The following is an 11,926-nucleotide window of genomic DNA, read 5'->3' as shown; positions in this document are numbered from 1 at the left end:
TTAATAGGATAGTACCGTCCCAAGGACACATGCCGCCATGCCGCGACGCCATGTCCTTTGTATCATCCTCGCGGCCAGCGACATGTCCTTCAAAAAACAGGAGGAAATGCGCATGACAAAAGTGGTGTACGAGATTGTGCCGCATGATGGCGGTTGGGCTTACAGGATGAATGGTGCCTGGTCTGAAGCCTTTCCAAGCCATGCCGATGCGTTGGCTGCCGTCAACATTGTGGTGCAGGAGCAGCAGGTTGGGGGCGAAGATGAAGAAATCAGCTACCAGGATGAGCGCGGACGCTGGCATGAGGAATACAGCAATGGCGGCGACCGGCCAGAGGCTGTCATTGTGGACGAAACCGTACCCACTATGCCCAATTCTTGATATTGCCTGCCTTGTGATAGCAGGGTGGCGTAAGTCTGCCGTGTTGTTCAGGGCTTATGTGTTAGTGCCTCTGGGTCCATTTGTTTGAGATGGCCCTTCAAGCCGTCGACAAGCGCGCTGAAAACCGCGCGACACTTGGGTGATGTCCTCAGGTTCTCGTGCATGGCAACCCAGGTGTACAGCGGAATTTCGATGGCAGGCAAAATGCGCACCAGATTGTCCTCCCTGTTGGCAATGCCGATCTGACAGACGCCAATGCCTGCACCTGCACGGATCATCGACAGCTGCGCCAGATTGCTGTCCGCCCTTATTGAAAAGCCGATTGCCTCCGCATCGGGAATACTGGGATTGTCCTTGCGCATCTTTTGCAGCAAGCCGCGGATGAAAGGCGTTTTCCGGTCAAAACCAATCAGATGATGACTGTTGAGATCCTGTTTTTCTTGCGGTGTACCCGCCTTGGCAAGATAGGATTTGTGGGCGTGAAAACCCAGCCGCATATTGCCGACATAACGGATGACAAGTGCTTCCTGCAGCGGTTCAGTCATGCGAACGGCAATATCCGCCTCGCGACGCAGCAGGTCTTCTATTGTGTCGGAAAGCGATAGTTCGATTTCCAGCTTCGGATATTTTTCCTGAAGGCCCGCGATGATATCGGGCAAAATTTCAACGCCGATAATATCGGCGGCGCTGATACGGACTGAACCCTCAACCTTGCCGACCTCACCTGATGCTGCGCGCAACAGTGCCGATGCGGTCGCCGCAAGGTTTTCGGCGTAAGGTCGAAGGGCCAGCGCTGCTTCCGTCGGCATCAGGCCGTGGGGAGAGCGGATAAAAAGCTGGTAACCGAGCGTTTCTTCGAGCGCGCCAATATGGCGACCGGCGGTTGGCTGGGTGATGCCCAGTTCACGGGCGGCAGCGGACAAAGAACCGTCACGCAAGACACTCAGGAATGTGCGGTAAAAATCCCAACTTGGCTCGATGCTGTTCATAAAAATCCGTATGGAGATGCAAAGAAATTAGTCAATTTCGTATAGCCGGATTTCTACAATCATTCCAGTTTCGAAACGGAATTGTGATCGGATGGTGCTTTGGCTGGGTTGGCGTAATGCGGAGATTGATTCAAAGACACTGCGCAATCGGTTGATTGCGCAGTGGGATTTATGTACCGCTCAGGCGAGGGCAGGGTAGTCGGTGTAACCTTCAGCGCCACCGCCGTAAAGTTTTTCTGGCTGCAAGGCGTTGAGCTCAGCATTCTCCTTGAGGCGACGCACCAAGTCCGGGTTGGCGATGAACGGACGGCCAAAGGCGATGGCATCTGCCTTGCCGTTGGCAACCGCGTCAATTGCGGTTTCGCGGGTGTAACCGTTGTTGGCTATCCAAAGACCCTTGCCACCAGCGTTGACGTAGGCGGCTCTCAGCGCGTCATAGTCAAATGGGTTGCCGCTATCGGACAGATCGCGTGGACCGCCTGTAGCGCCTTCCACGACGTGAATAAAGGACAGGCCGCGGCCGCCAAGCTGCTTTACGACATATTCATAGAGCGGTTGTGGGGCAGGTTCGGCGATGTCGTTTGCCGGGGTGACTGGTGACAGGCGAATGCCAGTGCGTCCAGCACCGATTTCCTTGGCAACCGTATCAACTACCTCGAGGAGGAAGCGGCTGCGGTTCTCAATCGAGCCGCCGTACTCGTCGGTGCGCTGATTGGTACTGGATTTCAGGAACTGTTCGATGAGGTAGCCGTTGGCTGCATGGATTTCGACGCCGTCAAAACCTGCGTCAATAGCAAAGCGGGCAGCCTTGCGGTAATCCTCGAGGATGGCTGTTATGTCGGATTTGTCCAACTCCCGGGGGGCGGACGTCTCGGCAAAGGCGCCGGTGCCATCTTCATTGATGATGTAAGTTTTGGACTTGGCGATAATGGCGGAAGGGGCGACCGGCTGGCCTTCCTGCGGCTGCAGCGAGGTGTGCGAGATGCGGCCGACATGCCAGATCTGGGCAACAATCTTGCCGCCTTCTTCATGCACGGCATCCGTTACCTTTTTCCAGCCTGCCAAGGCTTCCGGCTTGTAGAGGCCTGGAACGTGGGCATAACCCTGACCCTGCTGGGTAATTGCGGTACCTTCGCTGACAATCAGGCCGGCTGTAGCGCGCTGGCGATAATAGGTGACATTGAGATCATTCGGGAATTCACCCGGCGAACGGTTGCGTGTCAGTGGTGCCATCACGACACGGTTTGCGAGGGTAATATCTCCGGCCTGTGCTGGATCAAACAGATTGCTCATGTTGCTCAACTTTCTACAAATTTTCATTCAGATATTGTTGAAATGCCGCAATGGTCTCTTCATTGCGCTCGTAAAAAATCCACTGCCCAACCTTGCGGGATTTGATGAGTTCTGCCGCCTGCAGGGTGGCAAGGTGGGTTGATACAGTTGATTGCGACAGGCCGCTGACTTCGAACTGTCTGGCGCAAACGCCCATGCTAAACGGATGCTCCTGGCCACAAAAATGGTTTTCCGGGTCTTTAAGCCAGATCAGAAACTTCAACCGCACAGGATGCGATAGAGCTTTCAGCACATCCTCATGGTTCATGGGTCTATCCTCATATTTGCGCTGATCGATATGTGTATCGACGTTTATCGATATTCAAGATCGACGCCGTAAAAAATTCACGCGGAAAAACGCGCAAAAAAATAGGCCGCCAGATTTCTCCGCGGCCGTAAGTTTGAAGGTTAAAAAACCTCCAGAGGGGAACAGCTAGTGCACTGGAAAATTCATCAGCGCATCAGCTAATCCACATATGGGAGTTGTGTTGCTCAATCACAAGGGATGATTTTCTAATAAAACGCGATTTTTTCGAAAATGGGTAAAAAAAGAGGGCCGCCGGATTGCTCCAGGGCCCTTATAAGTGTGAAGGTTAAAAAACCTCCAGAGGGGAACAGCTAATGCGGTGGAACTGGGAGGAAAGCCACCGTGTGCACTAGCTGTGAGCGATATGGTGCTTTTTTGTGCATACAGCAACTCTTTTTTGTGCAGGTCAGGCATGCGTCTAGCGCATCGCTTAAGAACTTTGTCTTATTTCTGTGCAAATCTCGCCTGTCAGAAGACAGGCGATTCTCTTGATTTGCGATATAACTAGTTGTTTTTGTTGAGTTTAGGCAGGCGGTGCGGATTTTGGGCAGAATCAGAAATTCCAGTTGCGCGCCTTGGCGACAATGAAATCACGGAAAGCCTTAAGCTTTGCGGCATTCTTCATTTCGTCCGGATAGCAAAAGTAGGTATCGAAAGATGGAATGTCTGCGCTGATCGGTAGCTGGATCAGACCGGGGTCACGGCCAACAATGTAGTCGGGCAAGCATGCAATGCCGATGCCGAGTAGGCATGCACGTTTGATCGACGTCTGGCTGTTGATCTGCAGGTGCGGTGTGCGGGCATTGTCAGACGAGCGTCCGGCATATTCCAGCCAGTTGACGTCCAGCAGGTAGTTTGGTGCCGGTTCACCAAACGAAATGATGTGGTGGTTGTCCAGATCCTCGATCGACTGTGGCTCGCCATAGCGGTTGATATAGGACGGGGCTGCGTACACATGCATGTGCACGGTGAACAGCTTGCGTTGGATAAGGTCAGACTGCTGTGGTTGGCGAAGGCGAATTGCGCAGTCAGCATGGCGCATATTCACGTCCAGCTCCTCGTTGTCGAGGATAAGCTGGATGGACATTTCAGGGTAGAGTTGCAGAAATTCCTGAATTTTGTCGGTCAACCAACCCTGGCCAAGGCCCACTGTCGTTGTGACACGCAGTTTGCCGCTTGGCTTCTCGGTTGTCTCCGTCAGCTGCATCTTGACGGTTTCAAGCTTCAACAGAACATCATGGGCGGTGCGGTAGAGCAATTCGCCTTGCTCTGTCAGGATAAGACCACGCGCATGGCGGTGGAACAGCTTGACACCGACATCCTGCTCCAGCGCGCTGACTTGCCGGCTGATGGCCGACTGGGACAGGTGAAGTTTATCGGCCGCGTGTGTGAACGAGCCAGCTTCCGCTGCCGCATGGAAAATGCGCAGTTTATCCCAGTCTAATGGCATGCCCATGCTGTTCCCTTATCGTTGTTATCTTATTCGGCCGCTATTGCTGCGGGTTGGTGTCCTGCCAGGAAACGTTCGGCCTCCAGTGCTGCCATGCATCCCATGCCAGCTGCGGTGATTGCCTGTCTGTAGGTATCGTCGGTGACGTCGCCTGCAGCAAAAATGCCGTCAACATTGGTCGCTGTGGAATCCGGTGCAGTCCACATGTAGCCATTTGGCTTGAGACGCAGCTTGTCCTTGAACAGTTCAACCGCTGGCGCATGGCCAATCGCCACGAAGACGCCATGCGTTTCGACTTCGGTGATCGCGCCGGTGCGTGTGTCCTTGAGCTTTGCGCCTGTCACAGATGGTGGCATTGGCGGCTTTGCTGGTGTGCCAACGATTTCCTCAACGGCAGTGTTCCAGAGAACCTTGACGTTTTCCTTGGCAAACAAGCGTTCCTGCAGAATCTTTTCAGACCGGAAGGAATCGCGGCGATGAACGACCGTGACGGTCTTGGCAATGTTGGACAGATAAAGCGCTTCTTCAACGGCAGAGTTGCCGCCGCCGACCACGATCACGTCCTTGTTGCGGTAGAAGAAACCGTCGCAGGTGGCGCATGCGGAAACGCCGAAGCCCTGGAAGTGCTGTTCGCTCTCCAAACCAAGCCATTTTGCCTTGGCGCCGGTGGCAATGATCAGCGTGTCAGCGGTCCACACGGTGCCGGAATCTGTCTTCACAACAAATGGGCGGGTGTTGGTTTCTACTTCAGTCACCAGATCGTTGACGATTTCTGCGCCGACATGGGTTGCCTGCTTCAGCATCTGGTCCATCAGCCATGGACCCTGAATCGGATCGGCGTAACCGGGATAGTTTTCCACATCGGTGGTGATCATCAGCTGGCCACCCTGTTCCATACCGGCAATAAGGACAGGCTCGAGCATGGCACGCGCTGCATAAATGGCAGCTGTGTAACCTGCTGGGCCGGAACCGATGATAAGAACTTTGCTGTGGCGCGCGGACATTATTTGACTTCCTTTCGATGCGGTTCGGGATGAAGCAGGTGCAATGGACGCAAATGCTAAAACGCCGCCGCCTGTTTTGCCCCGTATTTAAGGGCGTACAGTACCGATATTCAAGGGCAGCCGTGCTTTACCAACAGGGCAGTTATGCAGTTATGTAATTTTATGACTTGTTTGCCTCACATTCTTGCGAATCTTGCCGTCAGGAGTAGAAGGAATGAAAACCATTACCACGGGAGATAGCCGGTGACTCGCGTAGAACTCGATGCCATCGATCTTAAAATTCTGCGAGAGTTGCAGCGAGACGGTCGTATGACCAATGTCGATCTGGCCGAGAAGGTCGGAATCTCTGCGCCGCCATGCCTGCGTCGCGTCAGAAAGCTGGAAGAGGGCGGCGTGATCGAAGGGTATCACGCCATGCTCAATGCCCCCAAGCTCGGCTTTGATCTTGTTGCTTTCTGCATGGTTGGCCTGAAGCGCCAGTCGGAAGCCAACCTCAAGGCGTTTGCTGCGGCGACAGATCGCTGGCAGCTTGTACGTCAGGCCTGGATGGTCTCTGGCGAAAGTGATTTTCTGCTGCACTGTGTGGCGGAGAACCTGACACAGTTTCAAGACTTCGTAATCGAAGTGCTGACGGCTGACGAAAATGTCGACACGGTCAGAACCATGCTGACCATTCGTCAGGTCAAGCGTATCGGTCTGGTCGAAGTCTAAGACAGGTTAAACTCTCCCGATAGCGGTTGTCGTTGTCGGGAGATGTTTTTTCAGAGCGTGCTAAGGCTGGATTGTTGCAGGCCGTTATATTCGGCCAGCAGACGCGAATGTGTGTCTTCGCCACGGCCCCGTTTTCTGATTCTCTCGATCAGATCAGCGTCGACAGCCTTGAAGCTGCCAGGCAGCAGGAAAACATTATAGACATAACGCAGGAACAATTGTCTGAGCGTCTCATTGGGCTGCCATTCATTGAGCGCCGTTATAGCCTGCTGCAAACGTTCAAGCGATCTCGCCGAGATGACCAGCTCCGCCATCTCATAGGGCGCATCACCCAACACGATGACCTTTTTGCCGACAGCCAGACCTTCAAGTCCGACGGTCGAATTGATGGTGATGACGGCTGATGAACCCTCAATCAATTTGCGGGTTTCGTTGTGGTTGGCAAAAATAATACGCGGATGCGGCTCGATGTGCTTCTGGATGGAAAGCGGGAAGCTTGGGTGTTCCTTGATGACGAAATGCCTGTCGGGCATTCTTTCAGCCAGTTGATACAGCACCTCATAAAAGTGCTTCATGTCCCTTATCCACGGCGAATAAGCCAGGATCTGCATGTCGCTTGGCACCTGAAACGGCACGAATATGTAATCTGCCGGCAGGTTGGTAAGTTCCTCACCCTTTTGTTTGCTGCTGCGTTTCACCAGCGTCTGCGGCAAATCCCCGGTGATATGGCTTGCAGCCCAGTAATAAAAGGCAGGATCTCTTGGCAATGTGCTGCCGAAATTGATGCCTTTGGTGTCGCACTGGATGGTATCGGGGAAAAAGCCGTTTTCCATCATCACCATCGGACGTGACCGCTGGATGGCTGCTTCCATCAATAGGGACGCCGGCATCATGAAGCCGTTGAAGATCAGCGCACTTGCGTCGGGGTAGGCGTTCAGCCGGTCTTCAATCAAAATGGCCGACAGGCGTGATCTGATGGCAGTGGTTGCCCGGTAAAAGGCAACGGACAGCGGGTTTGAATACAGCAAGGGCAGCCGAATCTGGCGTCGTAACAGATTATGCTCGATGCTGGGGCGGATATCGATCGAACATCCCTTGTCGCTGAACAGGCGGCCCAGTTCACCAACGCCATGGCTGCGGATAAACTCCTTCAAACCGTCTGTCAGTTTGAAGGGGGCGCAGTCCATGCCCGAGCCGAGGACGGCCTTGAGGGGTTCGTAATTGTTTCGCTGAGAATATATGAACTCAACGTCTGTCATTGGGATGTCCGCCTTGTTGGGCTACGCGCTCGTAAATCTTTTGCAGCGCACGTGCCTCACCCTGAAGTTCGAAAGTGTTAAGCATGTGGCTACGTCCTGTCTCTCCCCATTCCAGGGTTTCGGCAGGGTTCTCAAGACGATTTTTTATAGCGTTGCGAAGGGCATCGCCATCACCGGCGGCAACAACAGTGCCTGTTTCACCCGCCAGCACCATTTCAGCATAGGCACCGGCATCGCTGGTGACCACTGCTGTTTGCGATGACATCGCTTCAAGTGGCGTTAGGCCAAAACCTTCATTGCGGGAAGGGGCGACATACAGTGTCAACCGACGGTACCACGGCTTGATGTCATCGACCTCACCGAGAAAGACGATGCGTTTTGAAAGTCCGGCAGCATCGATATCTGCTTTCAGCTTGTCGGCAAAGGACTTGTGTTCCGGGGTGACACGGCCGCTAATGACCGCAGTCCAATCTGGATAGGACGGAAGCAGCGCAATCATCGCCTGCACGAAAAGATCGGTGCCTTTTTGATGACGTACGCGGCCAAAACAGCCCACGAGATATTTTCCAGGCAGGCCGGTTGCTTTTATCGTGTCGTCGTTGCTTTTCGGCGGATGGAAAAGTTCGGTATCCACGCCATGCATGATGACAGTATGCGGCACTTCAAGGAACGAGCCGGACTTGGCGCTCGTTGCAACAACCTCATCCATCTGGGCAATGAGCTTGCGAGTATAGGCTGAATGCTTGCGTTGTGCAGCAGAGGTGAAAACCAGTTTCACCTTCATACGCAGGACATCACGCATGAAAATGCCCGGCAGCATTTCCAGATTGCGCCGCGCATGCCAGACGCGCGGGCCACCACCGGGAGCCTGTTGCCACAGGCGCCACAAATCTCGAAACCGGATATGCGGCAGGTTGTCTGGCAGACCGGGGCCTAAGGTTGCCACCTTTTGCCCCAGCCTGTTTTGAACCGGTACCAGTTGAATGATCGTCGACGTGACGCCCGATAAACGTTTTTTGAAATTCGGGGCAATGACCCGAATGTCCTTTAATTCGACTTGTGTCACGTCTTGCTCCGAAAAAAATGAATGTAGTTATTACATCCAGTTTACGGAGAGGATTTCATAACCCTTGGCGCCGCCGGGTGCGTTGACTTCGATGCTGTCGCCAACTTCCTTGCCGATCAGCGCGCGCGCAATCGGGGAGGAGATGGAGATACGGCCGGCCTTGACGTCCGCTTCCTGGTCGCCAACGATCTGGTATGTTCTTTCTTCGTCGGTGTCCTCGTCAATCAGCTTGACGGTCGCGCCGAACTTGATCTTGGAACCTGACATTTTGGACAGATCGATGATCTCAGCACGAGCTGTCAGGTCTTCCAGTTCGGAAATGCGACCTTCATTGTGGCTCTGTGCTTCCTTGGCAGCATGGTACTCGGCGTTTTCGGACAAATCGCCATGGGCACGTGCTTCCGAGATAGCCTCGATGATGCGTGGGCGTTCTTCCTGTTGACGCCAGCGCAGCTCCTCCTGCAACTTGGTGTAACCGCCTTGAGTCATCGGTACTTTCTCTACCATTTTTTATTCCTTCGCATTCCATCTGCTTCACGCAGACACAAAAAGAAACAGGTTCCGAAGTAAAACTTCGGAACCATGCCCAAAAACAACAATTCCGACCACTATATCAGAAGACCACCTCAAATTGCCAGAAGATTTGACGCTTACATATTTTGTGAGGATTTCGAGCAGTTTCCGATGTGGAAATTGACAAATCCAAAAAGAACATATAGTGAACATTGTATGGGAAAGTCAATTAAAGAACGACTCGCGGTTCTCTCCGATGCTGCGAAATATGACGCGTCGTGTGCTTCCAGCGGAACCACAAAACGAAACTCGGCAGCGGGTGGCGGGTTGGGTTCTACTGAGGGGTCGGGCATTTGTCATGCCTATGCGCCGGACGGTCGCTGCATCTCGCTGTTGAAAATCCTGCTGACCAATTTCTGCATCTATGACTGCGCCTATTGCATCAACCGCTCATCCAGCAATGTCGAGCGCGCCCGCTTTACTGTGGAGGAAGTGGTATGGCTAACGCTGGAATTTTACCGACGCAACTACATAGAAGGTCTTTTTCTATCCTCAGGCATTATCCGGTCTTCCGATCACACGATGGAGGAACTGGTTCGGGTGGCGAGGGAGCTGCGCGTAACGCACGGCTTTCGCGGTTACATTCATCTCAAATCCATTCCCGAAGCGTCCGCCCATCTGGTGGAGGAGGCGGGGCTTTATGCCGATCGCCTTTCGATCAATATCGAATTGCCAACCGATAGCGGTATCGGCCGTTTTGCCCCGGAAAAACAGCCCGGCAATATCAGGAGATCGATGGCCGATATCCGCCTGAAAATTGAGGAAGCGGGCGAGCCGACACTGAAGACAAAGCGCGTGAAAAAATTCGCGCCAGCCGGTCAAAGCACGCAGATGATAGTCGGTGCAGACGGCGCAAATGACAGCACGATCCTGTCCACCAGCGCACGGCTCTACGGCAGCTACGGTTTGAGGCGTGTCTATTATTCCGCCTTCAGCCCGATACCGGATTCGTCAAAAAATCTGCCGTTGATCAAACCGCCGTTGATGCGGGAGCATCGGCTTTATCAGGCTGACTGGCTTTATCGCTTTTATGGTTTTGATATCGGCGAGATAACCTCCACACAAAAGGACGGCATGCTGGATCTCGATATCGATCCGAAGCTCGCCTGGGCACTGGCCAACCGGCAGAGCTTTCCTGTGAATGTGAATACTGCAGACAGGGAAATGCTGCTGCGTGTTCCGGGTTTTGGAACCAAGACGGTCAATTCCGTGCTGTCATCGCGCCGTTTCCGGCGGCTGCGTCTGGAGGATCTTGCCCGGTTTGGCGTGTCGATTAAAAAGGTCAAAGCCTTTGTAGTGACCGAGGGTTGGACGCCGGGCAAATTGACGGAACGGCCGGATTTACGCGCCATGTTTGCACCGCAGCCAGAACAGCTGACGTTGCTGTAATGTACCGGATTTCGCTGGAGGGCCGGGGAGATTTTGGCGAGTGGCGAGATGCGGCACGGGCCTGCCTTGCGGCAAAAATTCCTCCGCATGACATAGACTGGCGCTTACGCAATGAGAGCGCTGGCCTGTTTGGTTTTGAAGACGACTCTGCGCTGCCCTCAGCAAAAGGTGATGCTTCGGTCAGCGTTCCCGCAGCCTTCATGCCATTGGCGCAAGCGATAATCTGTCACAGTGACCCGTCTCGTTTTGCCTTGCTTTATCGGCTGTTGTGGCGGCTGTCCGATGACCGAACATTGTTGCAACTCAAGGCCGACCCGGATGTGACCCGCGCCCGCAACATGGAAAAATCGGTGCGCCGCGACAGCCACAAGATGACGGCCTTTGTTCGGTTCAAGGAAGTACCTTTGCCGGAGGGCATTGCGGGACGGCGGCGGTTTATTGCCTGGTTCGAGCCAGATCATTTCATTGTCGAGCGCAAGGCGGATTTTTTTCAGCGGCGATTTACAGATATGGATTGGGTGATTGCTACACCGAAAGGTTCTGCGCGTTGGGATGGAGAGACGCTCGAGACGTCGCGAATTGCAGCGGAAAAGCCGGATCTAACCGACGAAACCGATGAGCTTTGGCGGACCTATTATGCCAATATTTTCAATCCGGCACGGTTGAAGATAAAGGCGATGACGGCGGAAATGCCGAAAAAATACTGGAAGAACCTGCCGGAAGCCGACCTTATTCCGGAGCTTATTTTGGGTGCAGAGGCGCGTGTACTGGAAATGGCGGCAAAGGCCGCAACCGAACCGCAGCTGTTTCATCATCGCATTCAGGCCATGGCGGAAAACCGACCGGCACCTGCTTTGCCTGATGCCGATACGCTCGAGGGTTTGAAACATGAAGCGCGCAGTTGCACGCTCTGTCCGTTGCACTGCACTGCCACGCAGACGGTGTTTGGTGAGGGGCCATCCCGTGCGGATGTGATGATCGTTGGTGAACAGCCGGGTGATCAGGAAGATCTGGCTGGTCGGCCGTTTGTCGGTCCGGCTGGCAAGGTGTTTAATGAGGTCGTGTCGCAGACCGGAATGGATCGCTCTAAATTTTACGTCACCAACGCCGTCAAACATTTCAAATATGAACCGCGTGGCAAGCTCCGTATTCATAAACGGCCAGATGTTATGGAGATTGAACATTGCCGATGGTGGCTGACCCGCGAGATCGATCTGGTTCAGCCGAAACTGATCGTTGCCATGGGGGCGACAGCGGTTTTTGCGCTGACAGGTATCAAAGGTAAATTGTCTGAGCTACGCGGCAAACCTATGCCGATGCAGGGCGACAGGCTGTTATTCGTCACGGTGCATCCATCCTACCTGCTGCGTATTCCCGATGAAGGTAAAAAGGCCGAGGAAATGCGCCTGTTTCGTGAAGATATGGCGACGGTCAGGAAAATGGCTGAGGAAATGTGCGTGACCTGAG

The 11,926-nt window shown here is 53.8% G+C and carries 12 protein-coding genes; 4 read left to right on the top strand and 8 right to left on the bottom strand.

All coding sequences use genetic code 11. The annotated features are described in order from the left end of the window. The first annotated feature begins 112 nt into the window (after positions 1-112). Positions 113-379 (top strand): DUF2188 domain-containing protein, encoded by a 267-nt coding sequence (locus HGO37_RS02125; protein ID WP_192488437.1) that lies wholly within the window; start codon positions 113-115, stop codon positions 377-379. Between the two features lie 47 nt (positions 380-426). Here the strand turns inward: HGO37_RS02125 and HGO37_RS02120 are convergent, their stop codons facing one another. The 5 genes from HGO37_RS02120 to trxB form a co-directional block, all read right to left on the bottom strand. Next, a complete protein-coding gene (locus HGO37_RS02120; RefSeq protein WP_250981936.1) occupies positions 427-1,368 on the bottom strand; it encodes a LysR family transcriptional regulator in 942 nt (313 codons plus the stop codon). 180 nt (positions 1,369-1,548) lie between these two features. Next, positions 1,549-2,661 (bottom strand): alkene reductase, encoded by a 1,113-nt coding sequence (locus HGO37_RS02115; RefSeq protein ID WP_250981935.1) that lies wholly within the window; start codon positions 2,659-2,661, stop codon positions 1,549-1,551. Positions 2,662-2,674: 13 nt separating this feature from the next. Beyond that, positions 2,675-2,968 (bottom strand): ArsR/SmtB family transcription factor, encoded by a 294-nt coding sequence (locus HGO37_RS02110; RefSeq protein ID WP_192488440.1) that lies wholly within the window; start codon positions 2,966-2,968, stop codon positions 2,675-2,677. A 592-nt stretch (positions 2,969-3,560) separates the two neighbouring features. Next, a complete protein-coding gene (locus HGO37_RS02105) occupies positions 3,561-4,457 on the bottom strand; it encodes a LysR family transcriptional regulator VtlR (protein WP_352230544.1) in 897 nt (298 codons plus the stop codon). Positions 4,458-4,486: 29 nt separating this feature from the next. Beyond that, positions 4,487-5,461: a thioredoxin-disulfide reductase gene (trxB, locus tag HGO37_RS02100; RefSeq protein ID WP_250981934.1), complete on the bottom strand. Its 975-nt coding sequence runs from the start codon at positions 5,459-5,461 to the stop codon at positions 4,487-4,489. Between the two features lie 243 nt (positions 5,462-5,704). Here trxB and HGO37_RS02095 point away from each other — a divergent pair, with 243 nt between their 5' ends. Further along, positions 5,705-6,172, top strand: a complete 468-nt coding sequence (locus HGO37_RS02095; RefSeq protein ID WP_192488443.1) for an Lrp/AsnC family transcriptional regulator — start codon at positions 5,705-5,707, stop codon at positions 6,170-6,172. A gap of 50 nt (positions 6,173-6,222) precedes the next feature. Here HGO37_RS02095 and HGO37_RS02090 read toward each other — a convergent pair whose 3' ends face one another. The 3 genes from HGO37_RS02090 to greA are packed head-to-tail and all read right to left on the bottom strand — an operon-like array spanning position 6,223 to position 9,004. Then, positions 6,223-7,431, bottom strand: coding sequence for a capsular polysaccharide export protein, LipB/KpsS family (locus HGO37_RS02090; protein WP_250981933.1), 1,209 nt, complete (start codon positions 7,429-7,431; stop codon positions 6,223-6,225). After that, positions 7,418-8,497, bottom strand: coding sequence for a glycosyltransferase family 4 protein (locus HGO37_RS02085; RefSeq protein ID WP_250981932.1), 1,080 nt, complete (start codon positions 8,495-8,497; stop codon positions 7,418-7,420). Before HGO37_RS02085 ends, HGO37_RS02090 begins: the two co-directional genes overlap by 14 nt. A gap of 30 nt (positions 8,498-8,527) precedes the next feature. Then, complete coding sequence (greA, locus tag HGO37_RS02080) at positions 8,528-9,004, bottom strand: transcription elongation factor GreA (protein ID WP_192488446.1); 477 nt, start codon at positions 9,002-9,004, stop codon at positions 8,528-8,530. Between the two features lie 222 nt (positions 9,005-9,226). Between greA and HGO37_RS02075 the strand changes: the two genes are divergently transcribed. Both HGO37_RS02075 and HGO37_RS02070 read left to right on the top strand, forming a co-directional pair. Then, positions 9,227-10,459, top strand: a complete 1,233-nt coding sequence (locus HGO37_RS02075) for a putative DNA modification/repair radical SAM protein (protein WP_192488447.1) — start codon at positions 9,227-9,229, stop codon at positions 10,457-10,459. Further along, entirely contained in the window at positions 10,459-11,925 is a 1,467-nt protein-coding gene (locus HGO37_RS02070) for a UdgX family uracil-DNA binding protein (protein WP_250981931.1), read from the top strand. Before HGO37_RS02075 ends, HGO37_RS02070 begins: the two co-directional genes overlap by 1 nt. The last annotated feature ends 1 nt before the right edge of the window (position 11,926 follow it).

The sequence above is a fragment of the Rhizobium sp. CG4 genome (genome assembly GCF_023701965.1).
GTDB lineage: Bacteria > Pseudomonadota > Alphaproteobacteria > Rhizobiales > Rhizobiaceae > Agrobacterium.
The sequence above is the reverse complement of the archived record's forward strand: the minus strand, read 5'-3'. Positions and strand labels throughout refer to the sequence as shown.